The organism is Citrobacter sp. RHB35-C17 (assembly GCF_013816795.1).
Classification (GTDB): domain Bacteria; phylum Pseudomonadota; class Gammaproteobacteria; order Enterobacterales; family Enterobacteriaceae; genus Citrobacter_A; species Citrobacter_A amalonaticus.
Window position 1 is genome coordinate 2826047 of record NZ_CP057150.1, and the last position, 21055, is coordinate 2847101.

Below are 21055 nucleotides of genomic sequence, written 5' to 3' on the forward strand. Positions count from 1 at the left end.
ATGTCTCAGGCCATAGGTATTTTAGAACTCACCAGCATTGCCAAAGGGATGGAAGCAGGCGATGCCATGCTGAAAAGCGCCAATGTGGATCTGCTGGTCAGCAAAACCATTTGTCCGGGTAAGTTTTTGCTCATGCTGGGCGGCGACGTCGGCGCAGTACAACAGGCGATCGAGACCGGAAATGCGCTCGCTGGCGAGATGTTGGTCGACAGTCTGGTGTTACCCAATATTCATGCCAGCGTGCTTCCCGCGATTAGCGGACTGAACAGCGTGGACAAACGTCAGGCGGTGGGGATTGTTGAAACCTGGAGCGTAGCAGCCTGTATCAGCGCGGCTGACCGGGCGGTGAAGGCGTCCAACGTTACGCTCGTGCGCGTTCATATGGCGTTCGGTATCGGAGGTAAATGCTACATGGTGGTCGCGGGTGATGTCTCCGATGTCAACAACGCGGTCGCGGTTGCCAGTGAGAGCGCGGGTGAAAAAGGCCTGCTGGTTTATCGTTCAGTGATCCCTCGCCCGCACGAAGCGATGTGGCGTCAGATGGTGGAGGGATGATGGAAAGGCAACCGACCACGGATCGCATGATCCAGGAGTACGTACCAGGCAAACAGGTCACGCTGGCGCATCTGATTGCGAATCCCGGCAAAGACCTGTTCAAGAAGCTGGGGTTGCAGGACAGCGTCTCGGCGATTGGCATTCTCACCATCACGCCAAGTGAAGCATCCATTATTGCCTGCGATATCGCGACGAAATCCGGCGCAGTCGAGATCGGCTTTCTTGACCGCTTCACGGGTGCGGTGGTGTTAACCGGCGACGTCTCGGCGGTGGAATACGCCCTCAAACAGGTTACGCGCACGCTCGGCGAAATGATGCGCTTTACAACCTGTTCCATCACGCGGACATAGCGTGATGCAGCGCATGATGTTAATTGGCCCCAGCCAGTGCGGTAAGACCTCGCTGACGCAGTGTCTGCGCGGCGAGGCTCTCGCATATCAGAAAACGCAGGCGATTGTCTGGTCTGCCGAAACCATCGACACGCCTGGCGAATATCTGGAAAACCGCTGTCTTTACAGCGCGCTGCTGGCGAGTGCCTGCGAGGCGGATGTCATTGCGCTCGTGCTCAACAGCGATGCACAGTGGTCACCTTTTTCCCCCGGTTTTACGGCACCAATGAACAGACCGGCGTTCGGCGTTGTGACCAAATCAGATTTAGCGGACCCGCAGAAAATTGCGCAGGTCACAGGTTGGCTGGAACAGGCTGGCGCAGAACGTGTGTTCGTGACCAGCGCCGTCAACCATTCCGGACTCGATGAACTGTTTGCCTTTCTGAACCAAAAGGAATCTTCATGTCTCACAAAATAATGGCGATCAACGCGGGCAGCTCGTCCCTTAAATTTCAGTTACTGGACATGCCGCAGGGTGATTTGCTGTGTCAGGGGCTGATTGAACGTATCGGCCTGCCGGATGCCCGGATCACCCTGAAAGCGCAGGATCAAAAATGGCAGCAAACCACCCCGGTTGCCGATCATCGCGAGGCGGTGACCCTGCTTCTCGAAATGCTGATTAGCCACGGCATTATTACCAGCCTGCAGGACATCGAGGGGGTCGGCCATCGTGTAGCGCATGGCGGGGAATCGTTTAAAGATTCTGCGCGCGTGACCGATGAATCACTGGCGGAAATTGAACGCCTTGCCGAACTGGCGCCCTTGCACAACCCGGTTAACCTGCTCGGCATCAACGTGTTTCGCCAGTTGCTGCCCGACGTGCCTTCGGTTGCCGTGTTTGATACCGCGTTTCATCAAACGCTGGAAGAGCCAGCCTATATCTATCCGCTTCCGTGGCGGTATTACGCAGAGTTTGGTATCCGTCGCTACGGTTTTCATGGGACCAGCCATAAGTACGTCAGCGCGACGCTCGCCGAAAAACTTGGCGTCCCGCTTAGCGCGCTGCGCGTCGTGTGTTGCCATCTGGGCAATGGCAGCAGTATTTGCGCGATTAAAGGCGGTAAGTCGGTTAATACTTCGATGGGCTTCACCCCACAGTCCGGCGTGATGATGGGTACCCGCAGCGGGGATATCGACCCGTCCATCTTGCCATGGGTTGCGCAACGTGAAGGCAAAACGCCACAGCAACTTAACCACCTGTTGAACAATGAATCCGGGCTGCTTGGCGTTTCAGGCGTCTCGCATGATTATCGTGACGTTGAGCAGGCTGCTGACGGCGGAAATCCCCGCGCCGCGCTCGCCCTGTCACTGTTTGCAGAGCGTATTCGCGCCACGATTGGCAGCTATATCATGCAAATGGGTGGTCTGGATGCGCTGGTGTTTACCGGAGGTATCGGGGAAAACTCAGCGCGCGCCAGAGCGGCAATCTGCCAGAATCTGCACTTCCTGGGTCTGATCGTAGACGAAGAGAAGAATCAGCGGAATGCGACCTTTATTCAGGCGGAAAACGCCATGGTTAAAGTGGCGGTCATCAACACCAACGAAGAGCTGATGATAGCCCAGGATGTGATGCGGATTGCTCTCGCAGAATCAGAAAGTATCGCCGTGTCGGCCTGAGTTCGCGCCGCGCAAATTGCGGCAAATCATGGTAATAGCGCAATCGCCATGACACTATGCGCCGAGGATTGCAGATCAGAAAGGTGATAACGTGGCTGTTGCGCAGTGCCCCGCGTCGTGCGGTGAACTTATTCAGGGCTGGATAATGGGCAGCGAGAAACTGGTCTCCTGCCCGGTTGACTGGTACAGCACCGTCGAGGTCAGCACCGGTTCCCCTCTGGCGGATGAGCGCCCTCTTTCGCGGGCGATGGTCAACCGACTTCTTGAACACTGGGACTACCCTGCCTACCTGAGTCAGGATATCCGTGTTTCGATCCATTCAACTATCCCGATTGCCAAAGGCATGGCCAGCAGTACGGCGGATATTGCCGCAACCGCTGTCGCCACCGCGCAGCATCTGGGCCATCAGCTGGATGAGTCCACCCTCGCGCAACTATGCGTCTCGCTGGAACCGACGGACAGCACCGTTTTTCAGCAACTGACGCTGTTTGACCACAACGACGCATCAACGCAAATCCCCTGCGATGCTCAACCGGCGCTGGATCTTCTCGTACTGGAGAGTCCGCAAACTTTACGCACCGCGGATTATCATCGCATTCCCCGGCAGGCAGGTTTACATGCGGGCGCACCGGCGCTGAAGCGGGCATGGGAAAAAGTACAGGAAGCCTGTGCGGAGCAAAATCCTTATCGTATGGGAGAAGCGGCGACGCTGAGCGCTATTGCCAGCCAGATGCTGTTGCCAAAACCGGATTTCGACGCGCTATTGTCGCTGGTTGAAGAGTGTGGTTTATACGGCGTGAACGTGGCGCACAGCGGCAGCGTCGTCGGACTGATGCTCGACAGACAGCGACACGATGTTGATTACGTTAAGTGGTTACTGGCAAGGAACAGACTGACTGAGCACTGGCCGGAACAGCATTTATTGCGAATGGTCAGCGGTGGCGTAAAACGACAGTGAGGATCGCCTGACGGATCCTCACTGCTGGCAAAACGTTACTCCGCTTTCGCGTCGCCGTTTTTCATTTCACCCATCGCCTTCAGCTTTTTGGAGATGTCGCGACGTTCTTTGGATATCTCTGCATTTTTGATGATGTAGTCATCAACGCGATCTTCATAGTCGCTTTTCATGCTGGCGATGATGCCCTGAATAGCTTCAACACTCATCCCCGGCTTGATGTAATCGCTCAGGTTGTCCAGCAGCAGAACACGTTTCTGGTTGTCACGGATCTTTTTCTCAACGTCCTGGATTTCACGCTGCAGTTTGTTTTTACGACGGAACAGACGGACAAATTCCAGCACGTCCTGGAAAGATGGCTTGGTAGTTTCCATTTTTACACCCCTGATAATGTGAGAGTCGGATTCGTTTAAACGATAGGGCTAACATTACTTTTCGCAGCCGCAAATGACAATGGCTTCATTCTGGTTTCCATCATACCCTTATTCCTTGCTGAATCGAAGCAGCCAGGGCAGCATTCCCCTTACCTGCTTTTTATTTGCGCAGTGCGCGACAGATAAGATGCGACAGCAGCTCCAGTTGACGGGCGGTTTCCAGGCTTAGCCAGACATAGCCATGAATCGGCGTTTCAGCCACATGATGTTCATCGTGCTGACGGATCAGCGTGCGCAATTCGTTAACGATCTCGTTCAGTTTTTCGCTGTTGGCGAGAATCGGCTGCGGATTACCTTCGAACAAGGCATGGGCAATCGTCAACAGCGCCTGCTGGGTCATTTGCTGCGTTTCCCGCAGCGTATGGGCATTGAGCATGACGAAATGGCTTTCACGGGTCGCCCACAGGGCATTGATCTGCAATTCGAGCATGCAAACCAAATTACGATTGACGGTCTGAATGGCTTCAAAAATAGATTTCTGGATACGCGTCTCTTTGCTCGCCGGCGTAATAAGTCCGCGCATTTTTACCACGTCACCTAATAGCTGTTGCAGATGTTTATCCAGACGGGGACGTTCTAACAGATTAGGCGACAGCGCGGCCTGATACACCCGGTTATAGGCCGTCACGCAGTGCGCCAGTTGGATGCGCCAGTGAATGAAGGCGCGCTGCGGCCAGATTCCGGTGAACAGCATGGCGAGGAGCGCCCCCAGAATGACATCGCCGCCGCGCCAGAGTGCGGTCTCCATATCGCCAGCGGGCGCACCCACGACGACAGCAAGCGTGATGCCAATCAAGAGCGCCTGATACGGTTTTTTTCCTAACGCGAGCCATCCACACAGGAACATAGCTGCCGCACACCAGAGCAGCATCAGTGGCAATGAGAATAGCTCAAGACGCAGCGCCACCAGACCCAGCACCGATCCGAGGATCGTACCACCAATCCGCTCCCAGGCACGGGGAACCACGTTTCCCCAGAACGAGATCGGCCCCATAATCACCACCAGCGTAATCAAGGGCCATGTCCCTTCCGGAATGTTAAATAAACGAACAAGCAAAAAAGTCAGGATGAAGGCCAGTGCAATGCGAATACCATGCACAATGCGGTAATGGCGATACAGACGGATTTCAAATGGACTCAGTGACTTGTCGGCACGCACTCATGCACTCCATCAGGAAAAAGCAAAAAATGATTGTACCTGTTTTTACGCGCAGAAGTTCACTGTGGCGGACAGGACATCTCGCTAAGCGTAGTCGCTCCGCGCCGGTCCGCCTGGTTTTAGACTTACTTCGTGGCTGGTTGTACCGCGATATACATCTCGATATCCCAGTAACCGTCTTCGCAACCGTTATTCAGATAGACTTCAAAGCAGGGTTTGCATGCCATTTCATATGTCTTGTCCTGCATCAGGCTATTGAAGAACTGATACCACGGCGTGGCAAAATCATTATTATCGACGCGTGCAACTGCCGTCGCATATTGACCGCCGTCGATTTCGCTGAGCGTCACGCCTTCGCTGTTTTCCGGGATGACAAAATCAGCAGGCACGGAAACGACTGTACTACAGCGCAGTTTTTCGGCGGGCACTTCATCCGGATTGTCGAAGTAAACGGCGATCCACTCCTGCGCCACAACCTGCTTGCCATCGACCCACATCATCAACTGGTCAAAGCCTTGTTTCACCGTTTGCTCCCACGGTCCCACCAGGTGGAAACCTGCAACGGTGCGCTTATCAGCGTTTCTGATCTCGTAATTCATGTTGCCTCCATCGTTACACTGTATTTATATACAGCATAACGAAGACTAAACCGCCGTCACAAGCACTTTGTGGTTATTATGTGAGCGGAACCGAACTCCTGCCAGTCTCTGTCAGTACGATTCAGACTTTGTGATGGAAATAATCACTCAGACGGGAGAAGACGCCTCCCTTACCGACGGCTTCCAGCGTGACCAGAGGCCAGTGAGCGACCAGTTTGTCGCGGTCGTAGAGTTCGATTTCCCCGACCCGTTGATGGGCGGCAAGCGGCGCTTCCAGTTCCTTCTTATCCAGGATGTACTTCGCTTTGATGTGCGGCATTTCCGCCTTTGGCAGCGCCATCCAGAAATCGTGTTCGGTACCTAACGCGATTTTCTCTTTATCACCGTACCAGATACGCTCTGTTCCGACCTGCTTACCGCTGCGCAGGATTTGCACCGTGTCGAAATTTTGTTGTCCCCAGTGCAGCAGTTTACGTGCCTGCTCCTCACGCCCTTTTGGGCTATTCGCGCCCATCACCACGGCAATCAGTCGGCGCTGACCGTCCACCGCAGAAGCAATCAAATTGAACCCCGCGCCTGAGGTGTGCCCGGTTTTCAGGCCATCAACGTTCATGGTTTTATCCCACAGCAGTCCGTTACGGTTTTGCTGGGTAATACCGTTCCAGGTGAGGCTTTTCTCACTGTACATGTGATAAAACGCCGGCTCACCATGAATGATTGCCCGGGACAACACCGCCATATCGTAAGCTGAACTGTGCTGACCAGGGGCATCCAGTCCGTGCACCGTCTCAAAATGGGTGTCCCGCAAATTGAGCTTCTTGACGTAATTGTTCATCATCGCGACAAACTGCGGTTGCCCACCAGCGATGTAATCTGCCAGCGCTACGCAGGCGTCGTTACCGGAATCAACAATCAACCCACGGCTTAAATCGCGCACGGACACCCGGTCCCCTTCTTTGAGGAACATCAATGAGGATCCGGCGAACACCGGGTTGTCCTTCGCCCACGCGTCGCGTCCCACGGTGACGATGTCGTCCGGGGTAATGCGCTGGCTGTCAATGGCGCGGTCAACCACGTAACCGGTCATCAGCTTGGTCAGGCTGGCAGGATTGCGCTGTTGATGTTCATTACCCGCCGTGAGAATTTGCCCCGTGGTGTAATCCATAAGCACCCATGAATCGGCTTCAATGCCAGGTGGCGGTGGCGCAAAGTCAGCCGTACCGGCAGCAAGTGCAGAAGAGAGATGCATCGCGAGTAAAGAAGCGGTAATAAACAGACGGGGTTTCAACAGCATGTCCTCAGACGTTTCAAAAGAGCCGTCCTTTTTACGGAAATTCTGATAAACGAACAGGGAATAATTGCAAGAAAATGTGACTTATCGCACATTGATCCCTGTTTGATTGATCCGTTGCACCTATCTCCAGCCGCTTTCTGTCTTTCTTCTCTGTGAGTCAGGCTGATTACCACGCCGAATTTTGGTACTCTGTGCAGTCCAGGCAGCGCGCAACCAGAAGTCACGGAACCCACTTATTTATGAATGACGGCAAGCAACAACCCACCTTTCTCTTCCACGATTACGAAACCTTTGGCATTCATCCGGCGCTCGACAGACCTGCGCAATTTGCCGCTCTGCGTACCGATAGCGAATTCAACATCATCGGTGAACCTGAGGTTTTTTACTGCAAACCGGCGGATGACTATTTGCCCCAGCCGGGCGCGGTGATGGTCACCGGAATCACCCCGCAGGAAGCACGAGAGAAAGGTGATAATGAAGCTGCGTTTGCCGCGCGGATCCACGCCCTGTTTACGGTGCCGAAAACCTGCATTATTGGCTACAACAACGTGCGCTTCGACGACGAGGTTACGCGCAACGTGCTGTACCGTAACTTCTACGATCCCTACGCCTGGAGCTGGCAGCATGATAATTCGCGCTGGGATCTGCTGGACGTGATGCGCGCTTGCTACGCCCTGCGCCCGGAAGGCATCAACTGGCCGGAAAATGACGACGGCCTCCCCAGCTTTCGCCTGGAGCATCTGACGAAAGCAAACGGTATTGAGCACAGCAACGCGCACGATGCGATGGCGGATGTCTATGCCACCATTGCGATGGCGCAACTGGTGAAGTCACGGCAGCCACGTCTGTTTGAGTATCTCTATACGCACCGCAATAAGCACAAGCTGGCCGCGCTGATTGACGTGCCGCAAATGAAACCGCTGGTGCATGTTTCCGGCATGTTTGGCGCATGGCGCGGCAACACCAGTTGGGTTGCACCGCTAGCCTGGCATCCGGATAACCGTAATGCGGTGATCATGGTCGACCTGGCCGGTGATATTTCGCCGTTGCTGGAACTGGACAGCGACACCCTGCGCGAACGTCTGTACACCGCCAAAGCCGATCTGGGCGATACCGCCGCCGTGCCGCTGAAGCTGGTGCACATCAACAAATGCCCGGTGCTGGCGCAGGCGAACACGCTGCGCCCGGAAGATGCCGACCGTCTGGGGATTAATCGCCAGCACTGTCTCGATAATCTGAAAGTCCTGCGTGAAAATCCGCAGGTGCGTGACAAAGTGGTCGCCATCTTTGCCGAAGCCGAGCCGTTCACGCCGTCTGACAACGTCGATGCCCAGCTTTATAATGGTTTCTTTAGCGATGCTGACCGTGCGGCAATGAAAATTGTGCTGGAAACCGACCCGCAAAACCTGCCGGCACTGGACATCACCTTTGTCGATCCACGTATTGAGAAACTGCTGTTCAACTATCGGGCGCGTAATTTCCCCGGCACGCTGGATGAAGCGGAGCAACAGCGCTGGCTGGAGCACCGTCGTCAGGTCTTTACGCCGGAATATTTGCAGCGCTACGCCGACGAGTTGCAGATGTTGTATCAGGAATATGCGGATGATAAAGAGAAGCAGGTACTGCTGAAGGCGCTGTGGCAGTACGCTGAAGAGATCGTCTGAGAATCGCCCTCCGCGCCACGGCGGAGGGCCTGTTATCACGCTTTCTGGACGGTGATGCTCCAGGCGGCATCGCCAACCTGCTGATAATCTGTAATCGCATGCCCTTCTTCAGCAGCCCACTGTGGGATCGCTTCTGTCGCCTGTGTGCAGTCAAACTCAATTACCAGTTCGTCACCGCTCGCCATTTCAGCCAGCGCGGCTTTTGCTTCAATCAGTGGGAACGGGCAAACCTGTGTGACCACGTCCAGTTTTTTAATCGCCATCATTAATCCTTACGCTTAATTTGCCGCAGCGGTTGCCAGACGGGCTTTACGCTGCGGTCGAACAAACACAATCCATGACGCGGTCCAGACGCCAAGGATCATAAATACCAGGCCAATCCAGCCCTGCCAGGTCATCATCGCCGTCATCACCAGACCGTTACCGATAGAGCAGCCACCGGCAATACTGGCGCCAAATCCCATCAGGATCCCGCCGAAGCCGCTGCGCAGCGTGGTTGCCGCATCGGCAGCCCGCACGCGGAATTCACGACTGGCTTTCGCCGCGATGAACGAACCAAGGAAAATCCCCAGCACCAGGAAAACGCCCCAGTTAAGGAATTTGCTGTCTCCCGCCACCAGGAACTGCAGAATGTTAGCCGTCGGCGAGGTGATCCCGAGTCCAAACATACGCCCGGTAGCTTCACTCAGCGGCCAGGCCAGCAGCGCGATAAGACCAATCAGTACCGCCGTCACGAACGGATGCCAGCGTTTTTCAAACAAAATATGTGCAAGCCCGGTACGACGCGGCGGCAAAGAGGCGACTTTCAGCTTTGGCTTTTTCAGCTCTTTACTGACTACCCAGAGCGTCACCACCAGCAGAACGGCGATCAGCGGCCAGACGGAGAGGTTCAGCGTGTCAGCAATGGAGTTGTGCTCCGTGCTGTACGTTTTTAACGTCTGGTTTAAACCGCTGGCATGGGGCGAACGCATTACCGCGCTCATCACCATGTAGGTCGCCAGTGCTATCCAGCTGCCGATCAGCCCCTCACCCGCACGATACCAGGTTCCGGTGGCACATCCGCCCGCATAGACAATTCCAATCCCGAAGATATAACCGCCAACAATGGTACCGAGCCACGGGAACGCGCCCGCATCGTAACGAATCACTCCCGCCTGAATCAGCGCAAAGGCACCGACGCTCTGCACGGAAATCGCAATCAGCAGCGCATAAAACATACGGTTGCTTTTAGCAATATACATGTCGCGGAAACCGCCGGTCAGGCAGAATCGACCACGTTGCATTACAAAGCCCAACAGCGCGCCGCAGATAACCCCGCTTAAAATCATTGAAAACATAAATTCATTAGCCTGAAGAATATCAATCAGGAAATTATTCCTGAGCATGCGGCCGGGAACCAATAACGAAATTCTCTAATTTAGAACGAATGGTTATGAATAATGACGGGAAATAAACCAGCGACATAAAAAAAGCCGGAGTGGTTAACTCCGGCTTCCTGCCCGGTGTCGCTTCGCTTACCGGGTCTACAAACCTTATGAATTACTGGGCGATATCTTCGTACTGCGGAACCGGGTTGCGGAAACTTTTGGTCACGCAGGCCAGATACACCAGACCAATACCGGCCCAGATCAGCCCCAGAACCATAGAGCTCTCTTCCAGGTTGATCCACAGCGCCCCAACAGTCAGCGCGCCACATACCGGCAGCACCAGATAATTGAAGTGGTCTTTCAGCGTCTTGTTGCGTTTTTCGCGGATCCAGAACTGTGAAATCACAGACAGGTTCACGAAGGTAAACGCCACCAGCGCACCGAAGTTGATCAGCGCCGTCGCCGTCACCAGGTCAAATTTAATCGCCATCAGCGCAATTGCCCCCACCAGCAGCACGTTCCATGCCGGGGTACGCCACTTCGGATGAATGTAACCAAAGAAGCGCGTCGGGAATACGCCGTCACGGCCCATCACGTACATCAGACGAGAGACGCCTGCGTGTGCCGCCATACCGGACGCCAGAACGGTCACGCTGGAGAAAATCAGCACGCCCCACTGGAAGGTTTTACCCGCCACATACAGCATGATTTCAGGCTGAGAGGCATCCGGATCCTTAAAGCGAGAGATATCCGGGAAGTACAGTTGCAGGAAGTAAGAGGCACCGATGAATACCAGGCCGCCAATCAGCGCCGTCAGGAAGATAGCCTTCGGGATCACGCGCTCTGCATCTTTGGTCTCTTCAGACAGCGAAGAGATACCGTCAAAGCCCAGGAACGAGAAGCACAGAATCGTTGCTCCGGTAATCATTGGCACGACGTGCGCACCTTCCGACCAGAACGGACGCGTGCTGGTCAGCGTACCCGCACCTTCACCGTTCGAAACGCCGTAGATGATCAGGCCAACAATCACCGCCACAATGCCCATCTGCAGGATCACAATCAGGGTATTGAAGTTTGCCACGGTCTTGATGCTGCGCAGGTTGGAGATGGTCATAAAGGCCACCAGCGCGACAACAAAGATCCACGACGGTACAGACGGCACCAGCGCTTCAAAATAAATTTTTGCCAACAGGATGTTGATCATCGGCATGAACAGGTAGTCCAGCAGAGATGACCAACCAACCATAAAGCCGACGGTCGGACTAATGGATTTCTGGGCATAGGTATACGCCGAGCCAGCGGACGGGAAACGGCGAACCAGTTTACCGTAGCTCAACGCAGTAAAAAGAATAGCGACCAGCGCAAAGGCATACGCCGTTGCAACGTGACCGTCAGTGAGGCCTGAAACGATACCAAACGTATCGAACAGCGTCATTGGCTGCATATAGGCAAGGCCCATCATGACAACCGGAATCAGCGTAAGCGTTTTACGCAATTCCACGCGAGAGGTTTTTGGAGTAGCGTTATGCGACATGGTCATTCCCCTTTACGGCGAATGCCGTCGCGTAAGCAAAAAATTGCCCCATCTTCTGGATTCCTCAGCGACAACAACTGTCGGTTTTTAGTAAATATCTATCCGGTACGAAGCCCGGCCTCTTTGTATGAATGATTGGTTTGATGCAAAAAAATAACCGACGCGTATTAAAACGTCGGTTAATGTCATTTTTTGCAAGCGGCGCATTGTGCACTAAAATGAGGCGAAAAGACAAGAGAATGAGTAGCTTGTCGCGAACTATTTTTTCTTAAATGTTTGATTTTTCGCTATCGTCTTTTTTATAGATCCCCGCAATAGCACTATTTGCTAAAATCGCATCCCGCCACCAGGCGCTGGCGAGCCCCGCCGTCTGCTCATTCCACCCCATCCATACTGGTTCAAAGAGAATTTGCGCCGCCACTTTTTTCTCGATCAGCGCCCCACTTTCCAGGAAGCGCTGCGCCAGATAACGCGGAAGATAACCGCATCCCAGACCGCTGATTTGCAGTTCCAGTTTGGTTTTAAAATCGAAGACGGTGATTGCCTCTTGATCGTCAAGCAGTTGCGTCGCCGCTGCAGCAGCGAGAGGCGAACTGTCGCCGACCACAATCGCGCGATAGCGTTTGATGGTACTGCGGCTCAGCGGCTCGGCTTCTTCAGCCAGCGGATGGTGTGGCGCAACGGCAAAAATCTGCTCCAGCTCACCCAGGCGCGCAACGCTAAAGTCGCTGGATGAAGGAGGTTCATGCATCGCGCCAACAATAATATCCGCCCTGCCCTGGATCAGCGCATCCCACGATCCCCCCAACACGCCGTTAATGAATTTCAGGCGCGTGACGCTGTGGTGCTGATAAAAGGATTCAATCAGGGGGGCGAGCAGGGAAAAAGGAAAGGTATCGTCCACGCCGATCACCAGTTCATTTTCCCAGCCTTCGTGGAGTTTTATCGCCTGCTTTTCCAGTTCCCGCACGGTATGCAGAACTTCTCGCCCTTTCTCTAACAGCATTTGCCCCGTGCGCGTGAACCGGGCGCGATGGCCACTGCGATCGAGGATCTGAATGTTGAGGTCGCTTTCCAGACGGTGGACGGTATAGCTGAGAGCTGACGGCGTCTTATACAGTTTGGCGGACGCCGCCGCGAAGCTGCCCTCTTTCTCAAGGGCATCAAGGATGATGAGCACGTCCAGCAGTGGTTTCATACACGCCCCCTTGCGTTGTATGGCGACTAACTGCTGGCGGTATGCATTACTCCAACGGCATCACCAGCGGATCGGGATACTGGTATTCAAACCCAAGCTCATTACAAATCCGGCTGCCATCGATAATTTTACCTTTACCGTTATCCGCTGAATCGCGGAACTGCGGCGGCTCCATTCCCAACAGACGCGCCATCTGCGGATAAAACACATTGCGTGCAGGATGCGAAGGCGCACATATATTATAGATGTGTCCCCCTTTCGGTGCCTGTAACAGCAGCGTAATGGCGGCAATCACATCTTCCAGATGCACCAGATTGACGCCGTGTTCGCCGTCAGGCGCGGTTTTGCCCGCGAAGAAGCGACCTGGATGACGCCCCGGCCCTACCAACCCGGCCAGTCGCAAGATATCAACCGAGGTACCCGGTAAATTATGCAGCCAGTCTTCCAGCTCTTTTAACACACGGCCGCTGGCGGTGACCGGATTGCGCGGGGTTCCCTCTTTTACCGTCCCCTGGACATCACCATAGACGGAGGTCGAACTGGTAAAGATAATGCGCGGAATACGATACGCCAGCGCGCTGTCCACCAGCTCCTGCATCGCCTGCAAATAGAAGTCCTCTCCCGGACCGCTGCGTCGAGCCGGTAAGGTAATCACCAGCGCATCGACATCCATCAGCGCATCCAGATCGTCTGTTTCACACACCAATTCAGGCTCGAGCCGTAGCGGATATCCTTCGATCCCGCTCATTCTGGCCGCTTCCACGCCATCCTGGGTGGTTTTGCTCCCCGTCACCTGCCAGCCTCTGGCAGCGAGCGACATCGCCAGCGGCATGCCTAACCATCCTAAACCGACAACTGCGACCTTTTTCATCCGTTTTCTCCTGACTCCAGCACTATGTCTATAAGGCTACGCCAGCGCTTTAAGACTGACAATTCATACTATAAATAGGAATTAAAAAAAGCGCTTGCTTTAAGACGTTAAAGTGGTTTAGGTTAAAAGGCATCACATGAATAAGCATTCATCGAGAATTTTATGACACGCGTTCAATTTAAACATCACCATCATCACCATCATCCTGACTAGTCTTTCAGGCGATGTGTGCTGGGAGACATTCAGATCTTCCAGTGGTGCATGAACGCATGAGAAAGCCCCCGGAAGATCATCTTCCGGGGGCTTTTTTTTTTGGCGCGAAATTCAGACAGGTTCAGACAGGATAAAGAGGAAAAGAGAATGTTAGACAACAGCCGTTTACGCATAGCTATTCAGAAATCAGGTCGTTTGAGCGATGACTCACGCGAATTACTCGCCCGCTGTGGGATTAAAATTAATTTACACACTCAGCGCCTGATTGCGATGGCAGAGAATATGCCAATTGATATTCTGCGTGTGCGTGACGACGATATCCCCGGTCTGGTGATGGACGGCGTGGTTGACCTGGGCATCATCGGTGAGAACGTTCTGGAAGAAGAACTGCTGAACCGCCGCGCCCAGGGTGAAGATCCTCGCTACTTTACGCTACGTCGTCTCGACTTTGGCGGTTGCCGCCTTTCCCTGGCAACGCCAGTGGATGAAGCCTGGGATGGCCCCGCCGCGTTGGATGGCAAGCGCATCGCCACCTCTTATCCGCACCTGCTCAAACGTTATCTCGACCAGAAAGGCGTCTCTTTTAAATCCTGCTTGCTGAACGGTTCTGTGGAAGTGGCTCCGCGCGCGGGCCTCGCCGATGCCATCTGCGATCTGGTCTCGACCGGCGCGACCCTGGAAGCCAACGGGCTGCGCGAAGTCGAAGTGATTTACCGTTCTAAAGCCTGTCTGATCCAGCGTGACGGTGAGATGACCGACGCCAAGCAGCAACTGGTCGATAAGCTGCTGACCCGTATTCAGGGCGTTATCCAGGCTCGCGAATCGAAATACATCATGATGCACGCGCCAAGCGAGCGTCTGGAAGAGGTCATCGCGCTGCTGCCAGGCGCCGAACGCCCAACTATTCTGCCGCTGGCTGGCGATCAGCAACGCGTGGCGATGCACATGGTCAGCAGCGAAACCCTGTTCTGGGAGACGATGGAAAAACTGAAAGCGCTCGGCGCCAGCTCGATTCTGGTGCTGCCAATTGAGAAGATGATGGAGTGATGGCCATGAGCTTTAGCACAATCATTAACTGGAACGCCTGTTCCCCTGAGCAGCAGCGTGAATTACTGACGCGCCCGGCGATTTCCGCGTCTGACAGCATCACCCGCACCGTGAGCGAGATTCTGGATAACGTCAAAACCCGTGGTGATGACGCCCTGCGCGAGTACAGCGCGAAGTTTGATAAAACCGAGGTTGCGGCGCTGAAGGTGACCCCAGCAGAGATAGCCGCCGCCAGCGCACGACTAAGCGACGATCTCAAACAGGCGATGGCTGTCGCGGTGCAAAACATTGAAACCTTCCACAACGCGCAACAATTACCGATCGTTGATGTGGAAACCCAGCCAGGCGTCCGCTGCCAGCAGGTGACGCGTGCAGTGGCGTCCGTCGGTTTGTATATTCCCGGCGGATCCGCCCCGCTCTTTTCTACCGTGCTGATGCTCGCCACCCCGGCGCGCATTGCGGGCTGTAAGAAGGTGGTGCTGTGTTCCCCGCCGCCGATTGCCGATGAAATTCTCTACGCGGCGCAGCTGTGCGGTGTGCAGGAAGTCTTTAATGTTGGCGGTGCACAGGCCATTGCCGCGCTGGCGTTTGGCAGCGAATCCGTGCCGAAAGTAGACAAAATTTTTGGCCCTGGAAACGCATTTGTGACCGAAGCGAAGCGTCAGGTGAGCCAGCGTCTTGACGGCGCGGCGATTGATATGCCAGCCGGGCCGTCCGAAGTACTGGTGATTGCCGACAGCGGCGCCACGCCGGATTTCGTCGCCTCCGATCTGCTTTCGCAAGCGGAGCACGGTCCAGATTCCCAGGTCATTCTGCTGACCCCGGATGCCGACATCGCCCGTCGCGTTGCCGAAGCCGTTGAACGTCAACTGGCTGAACTCCCGCGCGCAGAAACGGCGCGTCAGGCGCTCAGCGCCAGTCGATTAATCGTGACGAAAGATTTGGCGCAGTGTATTGCCATCTCTAACCTCTATGGACCTGAGCACCTGATTATTCAAACCCGTCATGCCCGCGAGCTGGTTGATGACATCACCAGTGCCGGTTCGGTGTTCCTCGGCGACTGGTCGCCGGAGTCAGCGGGTGATTACGCCTCCGGGACTAACCACGTGCTGCCGACCTACGGCTATACCGCCACCTGTTCCAGCCTCGGGCTTGCGGATTTTCAGAAGCGCATGACGGTTCAGGAACTGTCGAAAGCGGGATTCTCCGCGCTGGCTTCAACCATCGAGACACTGGCGGCGGCGGAACGCCTGACCGCTCACAAAAATGCCGTCACCCTGCGCGTTAACGCCCTGAAGGAGCAAGCATGAGCACTGAAAACACGTTCAGCATCACCGACTTAGCCCGTGAAAACGTCCGCAATCTGACGCCGTATCAATCTGCTCGTCGTCTGGGCGGCAACGGCGACGTCTGGCTCAATGCCAACGAATTCCCGACAGCGGTTGAATATCAACTCACCCGGCAAACGTTGAATCGTTACCCGGAATGCCAGCCGAAAGCGGTGATTGAAAATTATGCGCAGTACGCCGGAGTTAAACCGGAGCAGGTACTGGTCAGTCGTGGAGCAGATGAAGGCATTGAGCTGCTTATTCGCGCCTTCTGCGAACCGGGGAAAGACGCGATTCTCTTCTGCCCGCCCACCTATGGGATGTATAGCGTCAGCGCCGAAACCATTGGCGTCGAATGCCGTACCGTACCGGCGCTCGCCGACTGGCAACTGGATATGCAGGCCATTTCTGACAATCTGAATGGCGTGAAGGTGGTTTACGTGTGCAGTCCCAATAACCCCACCGGACAACTGATTAACCCGCAGGATCTGCGCACGCTGCTGGAACTGACACGTGGCAAAGCCATTGTGGTCGCCGACGAGGCCTATATCGAGTTTTGCCCGCAGGCAACGCTGGCGGGTTGGCTTTCTGAGTATCCTAACCTCGTCATTCTGCGCACGCTGTCCAAGGCGTTTGCCCTCGCTGGTCTGCGCTGCGGCTTTACGCTGGCGAATGAGGAGGTGATTAACCTGTTGTTGAAAGTGATCGCGCCCTACCCGCTTTCTACCCCTGTTGCCGACATTGCCGAACAAGCGCTGAGCCCGCAAGGCGTCAATGCTATGCGCGAACGCGTGGCGCAGATCCTGCTTGAGCGTCAGTACCTGGTGAAAGCGCTTAAAGAGATTGCCTGTGTTGAACAGGTTTTTGACTCCGAAACCAACTACATTCTGGCGCGCTTTACCGCCTCCAGTAGCGTATTTAAATCTTTGTGGGATCAGGGCATTATCTTACGAGACCAGAACAAGCAACCTTCTTTAAGCGGCTGTCTGCGTATTACTGTTGGTACCCGTGAAGAAAGCCAGCGCGTCATTGACGCTTTACGTGCGGAGCAAGTATGAGCCAGAAGTATCTCTTTATTGATCGTGATGGAACCCTGATTTCCGAACCGCCGAGCGATTTCCAGGTGGATCGCTTTGACAAACTCGCCTTCGAGCCCGACGTAGTGCCGGTGCTGCTGAAGCTGCAAAACGCGGGCTTTAAGCTGGTGATGATCACTAATCAGGACGGTCTGGGAACGCAAAGCTTCCCGCAAGCCGATTTCGACGGCCCGCATAATCTGATGATGCAAATCCTGACCTCTCAGGGCGTGCAGTTTGATGAAGTGCTGATCTGCCCACACTTGCCTGCAGATGAGTGCGACTGCCGTAAGCCGAAAGTGAAGCTGGTCGAACGCTATCTCGCTGAGCAGGCGATGGACAGCGCCAACAGCTACGTGATTGGCGATCGCGCTACCGATATCCAGTTGGCTGAAAACATGGGGATTACCGGGCTCCGTTACCATCGCGAGACGCTGAACTGGACGGCAATCGGCGAGCAACTGACGAAACGCGATCGCTACGCCCACGTTGAGCGCGTCACCAAAGAGACGCAGATTGACGTCAAAGTGTGGCTGGACCGTGAAGGCGGCAGCAAAATTAACACCGGCGTCGGCTTCTTCGACCATATGCTCGATCAAATTGCGACACACGGCGGGTTCCGCATGGAGATTACCGTCAAAGGCGATCTTTACATTGACGATCACCACACCGTGGAAGACACCGGTCTGGCGCTGGGCGAAGCGTTAAAACTGGCGCTCGGTGATAAGCGCGGTATCAACCGTTTTGGCTTTGTGCTGCCGATGGACGAATGCCTGGCGCGCTGTGCGCTGGATATCTCCGGGCGTCCGCACCTCGAATACCGTGCCGAGTTCACCTATCAGCGCGTCGGCGATCTGAGTACCGAGATGATCGAACACTTCTTCCGTTCACTCTCCTACACCATGGGCGTGACGCTGCATCTGAAGACCAAAGGTAAAAACGACCATCATCGCGTGGAGAGTCTGTTCAAAGCTTTCGGCCGTACCCTGCGCCAGGCCATTCGCGTTGAGGGTGATACCCTTCCCTCCTCCAAAGGAGTGCTGTGATGAACGTGGTGATCCTCGACACCGGCTGCGCCAACCTGAACTCGGTGAAATCCGCAGTCGCGCGTCACGGTTATGATCCGGTGGTCAGCCGCGACCCGGACGTGGTGTTAATGGCCGATAAACTTTTTCTCCCCGGCGTCGGTACGGCACAGGCTGCAATGGACCAGTTACGCGAGCGCGAACTGATCGAGCTGATAAAAGCTTGCACGCAGCCAGTGCTGGGCATTTGCCTCGGAATGCAAATTCTGGGGCGGCGAAGTGAGGAGACGAACGGCGTCGACCTGCTGGGCATCGTCGATCAGGACGTACCGAAGATGACCGATTTCGGTTTACCACTGCCGCATATGGGCTGGAACCGCGTCTACCCGCAGGCAGGCAACCGGTTATTCCAGGGTATTGAAGACGGCGCGTATTTCTATTTTGTGCACAGCTATGCCATGCCGGTCAATCCGTGGGCCATCGCCCAATGCCACTACGGCGAACCGTTCACCGCCGCCGTACAAAAAGATAACTTCTTTGGCGTGCAGTTCCACCCGGAGCGTTCGGGTGCCGCTGGCGCACAGTTGCTGAAAAACTTTTTGGAGATGTGATGATTATTCCGGCTTTAGATTTGATCGACGGCACCGTCGTGCGTCTCCATCAGGGCGATTATGCACAGCAGCGCGATTATGGCACCGACCCACTACCGCGTTTACAGGATTACGCAGCGCAGGGTGCCGAGGTGTTACACCTGGTTGACTTAACCGGCGCGAAAGATCCGGCGAAACGACAGATCCCGCTGATAAAAACCCTGGTAGCTGGCGTGAACGTACCAGTCCAGGTCGGCGGCGGCGTACGTACTGAAGACGACGTTGCGGCCCTGCTGGCAGCGGGTGTCGCTCGTGTGGTGGTTGGCTCCACGGCGGTAAAGTCGCCAGACATGGTGAAAGGCTGGTTCGCGCGTTTTGGCGCTGATGCCCTGGTGTTGGCGCTCGATGTACGCATAGATGAGCAAGGAAACAAACAGGTGGCGGTGAGCGGCTGGCAGGAAAACTCCGGCGTTTCGCTCGAAGAACTGGTCGAAACCTATCTGCCAGTGGGCCTGAAACATGTGCTCTGTACGGATATTTCTCGCGATGGAACGCTGGCGGGCTCGAATGTCTCCTTGTATGAAGAAGTCTGTGCAAAATACCCGCAAATTGCCTTTCAATCCTCCGGTGGCATTGGCGACATCAATGACGTTGCGGCCCTGCGCAGAACCGGCGTGCGCGGCGTGATCGTCGGGCGTGCGCTGCTGGAAGGCAAATTCACCGTTAAGGAGGCGATCCAATGCTGGCAAAACGTATAATCCCTTGCCTCGACGTTCGCGATGGTCAGGTCGTGAAAGGCGTGCAGTTCCGTAATCACGAAATCATCGGCGACATCGTCCCGCTGGCGAAACGCTACGCCGATGAAGGTGCCGATGAACTGGTGTTTTACGATATTACCGCGTCCAGCGATGGTCGTGTGGTCGATAAAAGCTGGGTTTCGCGCGTCGCGGAAGTGATCGACATTCCTTTCTGCGTGGCGGGCGGGATCAAGTCGGTTGACGACGCGGCCAAAATTCTCTCGTTTGGTGCAGACAAAATCTCCATCAATTCGCCAGCGCTGGCTGACCCGACGCTGATTACCCGTCTGGCAGATCGCTTTGGCGTACAGTGTATTGTGGTGGGTATTGATACCTGGTACGACGCTGAAACCGGTAAATACCATGTCAATCAGTATACCGGCGACGAAAGCCGAACCCGCGTTACCACCTGGGAAACTCTCGACTGGGTACAGGAAGTGCAAAAGCGCGGTGCCGGAGAAATCGTCCTCAACATGATGAACCAGGACGGCGTGCGTAACGGTTACGACCTCGAACAGTTGAAAAAGGTACGTGACGTTTGCCGCGTACCGCTGATTGCGTCCGGCGGTGCGGGAACCATGGAACACTTCCTCGAGGCTTTCCGCGATGCCGATGTCGATGGCGCGCTTGCCGCCTCCGTCTTCCACAAACAGATAATCAATATTGGTGAATTAAAAGCGTACCTGGCAACGCAGGGCGTGGAGATCAGGATATGTTAACAGAGCAACAACGCAGCCAACTGGACTGGGAAAAGACCGACGGACTGATGCCCGCCATCGTACAACACGCGGTATCGGGTGAAGTGTTGATGCTGGGCTATATGAACCCGGACGCGCTGGATAAAACCCTTGCAACCGGCAAAGTCACCTTTTTCTCACGCAGCAAACAGCGCCTGTGGACCAAAGGCGAGACGTCGGGCAACTTTCTGAACGTGGTCAGCATTGCGCTAGACTGTGATAACGATACTTTGCTGGTACTGGTAAATCCTGTCGGACCCACCTGCCATAAAGGCACCAGTAGCTGCTTCGGCGAGACCAGTCATCAGTGGTTGTTCTTGTATCAACTTGAACAGCTACTCGCTGAACGCAAAACAGCCGACCCGGCAAGTTCCTATACCGCGAAACTGTATGCCAGCGGCACCAAGCGCATCGCACAAAAAGTGGGTGAAGAAGGTGTCGAAACCGCGCTGGCAGCCACGGTACATGACAAATTCGAACTGACCAACGAAGCATCGGATTTGATGTATCACCTGTTGGTCCTGCTGCAGGATCAGGATCTCGACCTGACGACGGTCATTGAGAACCTGCGCAAGCGCCATCAGTGATCGTAAGGCGTAAAAAAAC

25 protein-coding genes and 1 other annotated feature are annotated in these 21055 nt (G+C 55.0%); of the genes, 15 read left to right on the forward strand and 10 right to left on the reverse strand.

Annotated elements, in window-relative coordinates; all coding sequences use genetic code 11:
* The 5 genes from pduT to HVZ37_RS13520 all read left to right on the forward strand — a co-directional run bounded on the left by pduT (position 1) and on the right by HVZ37_RS13520 (position 3519).
* Positions 1-555: a propanediol utilization microcompartment protein PduT gene (pduT, locus tag HVZ37_RS13500; RefSeq protein ID WP_043000226.1), complete on the forward strand. Its 555-nt coding sequence runs from the start codon at positions 1-3 to the stop codon at positions 553-555.
* Positions 555-905 (forward strand): propanediol utilization microcompartment protein PduU, encoded by a 351-nt coding sequence (pduU, locus tag HVZ37_RS13505; RefSeq protein WP_042318179.1) that lies wholly within the window; start codon positions 555-557, stop codon positions 903-905. Before pduT ends, pduU begins: the two co-directional genes overlap by 1 nt.
* A 4-nt stretch (positions 906-909) precedes the next feature.
* Positions 910-1362, forward strand: coding sequence for a EutP/PduV family microcompartment system protein (gene pduV / locus HVZ37_RS13510; protein WP_044257562.1), 453 nt, complete (start codon positions 910-912; stop codon positions 1360-1362).
* Positions 1347-2561 (forward strand): acetate/propionate family kinase, encoded by a 1215-nt coding sequence (locus HVZ37_RS13515; RefSeq protein ID WP_181627590.1) that lies wholly within the window; start codon positions 1347-1349, stop codon positions 2559-2561. Before pduV ends, HVZ37_RS13515 begins: the two co-directional genes overlap by 16 nt.
* A gap of 91 nt (positions 2562-2652) precedes the next feature.
* On the forward strand, positions 2653-3519 hold the full coding sequence (locus tag HVZ37_RS13520; RefSeq protein WP_061069948.1) for an L-threonine kinase: 867 nt from the start codon (positions 2653-2655) through the stop codon (positions 3517-3519).
* 35 nt (positions 3520-3554) lie between these two features.
* On the opposite strand, the gene HVZ37_RS13525 is transcribed toward HVZ37_RS13520, so the two are convergent.
* From HVZ37_RS13525 to dacD, 4 genes are all read right to left on the reverse strand, one after another.
* On the reverse strand, positions 3555-3890 hold the full coding sequence (locus HVZ37_RS13525; RefSeq protein ID WP_042318175.1) for a DUF496 family protein: 336 nt from the start codon (positions 3888-3890) through the stop codon (positions 3555-3557).
* A 160-nt stretch (positions 3891-4050) separates the two neighbouring features.
* Positions 4051-5109: an FUSC family protein gene (locus HVZ37_RS13530; protein ID WP_043000222.1), complete on the reverse strand. Its 1059-nt coding sequence runs from the start codon at positions 5107-5109 to the stop codon at positions 4051-4053.
* Positions 5110-5234: 125 nt separating this feature from the next.
* A complete protein-coding gene (gene sbmC, locus HVZ37_RS13535; protein WP_044327339.1) occupies positions 5235-5708 on the reverse strand; it encodes a DNA gyrase inhibitor SbmC in 474 nt (157 codons plus the stop codon).
* Positions 5709-5829: 121 nt separating this feature from the next.
* A complete protein-coding gene (gene dacD / locus HVZ37_RS13540; protein WP_181627591.1) occupies positions 5830-7002 on the reverse strand; it encodes a serine-type D-Ala-D-Ala carboxypeptidase DacD in 1173 nt (390 codons plus the stop codon).
* 239 nt (positions 7003-7241) lie between these two features.
* On the opposite strand from dacD, the gene sbcB reads away from it, so the two are divergent.
* The gene (gene sbcB / locus HVZ37_RS13545) at positions 7242-8666 is read left to right on the forward strand and encodes an exodeoxyribonuclease I (RefSeq protein WP_043000219.1); all 1425 of its coding nucleotides are present in this window, start codon (positions 7242-7244) and stop codon (positions 8664-8666) included.
* 35 nt (positions 8667-8701) lie between these two features.
* Here sbcB and tsuB read toward each other — a convergent pair whose 3' ends face one another.
* The 6 genes from tsuB to HVZ37_RS13575 all read right to left on the reverse strand — a co-directional run bounded on the left by tsuB (position 8702) and on the right by HVZ37_RS13575 (position 13636).
* Positions 8702-8929: a thiosulfate utilization sulfurtransferase TsuB/YeeD gene (gene tsuB / locus HVZ37_RS13550; RefSeq protein ID WP_000985275.1), complete on the reverse strand. Its 228-nt coding sequence runs from the start codon at positions 8927-8929 to the stop codon at positions 8702-8704.
* A 15-nt stretch (positions 8930-8944) separates the two neighbouring features.
* A complete protein-coding gene (gene tsuA, locus HVZ37_RS13555; protein WP_044258751.1) occupies positions 8945-10003 on the reverse strand; it encodes a thiosulfate utilization transporter TsuA/YeeE in 1059 nt (352 codons plus the stop codon).
* Between the two features lie 202 nt (positions 10004-10205).
* A complete protein-coding gene (locus tag HVZ37_RS13560; RefSeq protein ID WP_044258725.1) occupies positions 10206-11567 on the reverse strand; it encodes an APC family permease in 1362 nt (453 codons plus the stop codon).
* Positions 11557-11619, reverse strand: a complete 63-nt coding sequence (gene yoeI / locus HVZ37_RS13565) for a membrane protein YoeI (protein WP_099433339.1) — start codon at positions 11617-11619, stop codon at positions 11557-11559. The genes HVZ37_RS13560 and yoeI overlap by 11 nt, the downstream gene beginning before the upstream one ends.
* A gap of 216 nt (positions 11620-11835) precedes the next feature.
* A complete protein-coding gene (locus HVZ37_RS13570) occupies positions 11836-12765 on the reverse strand; it encodes a LysR substrate-binding domain-containing protein (RefSeq protein ID WP_150546983.1) in 930 nt (309 codons plus the stop codon).
* 46 nt (positions 12766-12811) lie between these two features.
* Positions 12812-13636 carry an SDR family oxidoreductase gene (locus HVZ37_RS13575; protein ID WP_043000216.1) on the reverse strand — a complete coding sequence of 275 codons (825 nt, stop codon included), beginning with the start codon at positions 13634-13636 and terminating at the stop codon, positions 12812-12814.
* Positions 13637-13798: 162 nt separating this feature from the next.
* Between HVZ37_RS13575 and hisL the strand changes: the two genes are divergently transcribed.
* The 9 genes from hisL to hisIE all read left to right on the forward strand — a co-directional run bounded on the left by hisL (position 13799) and on the right by hisIE (position 21036).
* Positions 13799-13849, forward strand: a complete 51-nt coding sequence (hisL, locus tag HVZ37_RS13580) for a his operon leader peptide (protein WP_001364200.1) — start codon at positions 13799-13801, stop codon at positions 13847-13849.
* Positions 13825-13948 (forward strand) — a sequence feature (His leader region). (Overlaps the previous gene by 25 nt.)
* Positions 13949-13996: 48 nt before the next feature.
* A complete protein-coding gene (hisG, locus tag HVZ37_RS13585) occupies positions 13997-14896 on the forward strand; it encodes an ATP phosphoribosyltransferase (RefSeq protein ID WP_043000214.1) in 900 nt (299 codons plus the stop codon).
* Positions 14897-14901: 5 nt separating this feature from the next.
* Positions 14902-16206, forward strand: a complete 1305-nt coding sequence (gene hisD, locus HVZ37_RS13590) for a histidinol dehydrogenase (protein WP_181627592.1) — start codon at positions 14902-14904, stop codon at positions 16204-16206.
* Complete coding sequence (gene hisC / locus HVZ37_RS13595) at positions 16203-17282, forward strand: histidinol-phosphate transaminase (RefSeq protein WP_181627593.1); 1080 nt, start codon at positions 16203-16205, stop codon at positions 17280-17282. The genes hisD and hisC overlap by 4 nt, the downstream gene beginning before the upstream one ends.
* Positions 17279-18346, forward strand: a complete 1068-nt coding sequence (gene hisB / locus HVZ37_RS13600; protein ID WP_043000212.1) for a bifunctional histidinol-phosphatase/imidazoleglycerol-phosphate dehydratase HisB — start codon at positions 17279-17281, stop codon at positions 18344-18346. The genes hisC and hisB overlap by 4 nt, the downstream gene beginning before the upstream one ends.
* On the forward strand, positions 18346-18936 hold the full coding sequence (hisH, locus tag HVZ37_RS13605; RefSeq protein ID WP_181627594.1) for an imidazole glycerol phosphate synthase subunit HisH: 591 nt from the start codon (positions 18346-18348) through the stop codon (positions 18934-18936). The genes hisB and hisH overlap by 1 nt, the downstream gene beginning before the upstream one ends.
* Positions 18936-19673, forward strand: coding sequence for a 1-(5-phosphoribosyl)-5-[(5-phosphoribosylamino)methylideneamino]imidazole-4-carboxamide isomerase (gene hisA / locus HVZ37_RS13610; RefSeq protein ID WP_181627595.1), 738 nt, complete (start codon positions 18936-18938; stop codon positions 19671-19673). Before hisH ends, hisA begins: the two co-directional genes overlap by 1 nt.
* On the forward strand, positions 19655-20431 hold the full coding sequence (gene hisF, locus HVZ37_RS13615; protein ID WP_043000209.1) for an imidazole glycerol phosphate synthase subunit HisF: 777 nt from the start codon (positions 19655-19657) through the stop codon (positions 20429-20431). The genes hisA and hisF overlap by 19 nt, the downstream gene beginning before the upstream one ends.
* Entirely contained in the window at positions 20425-21036 is a 612-nt protein-coding gene (gene hisIE, locus HVZ37_RS13620) for a bifunctional phosphoribosyl-AMP cyclohydrolase/phosphoribosyl-ATP diphosphatase HisIE (RefSeq protein ID WP_181627596.1), read from the forward strand. Before hisF ends, hisIE begins: the two co-directional genes overlap by 7 nt.
* Positions 21037-21055: the final 19 nt, after the last annotated feature.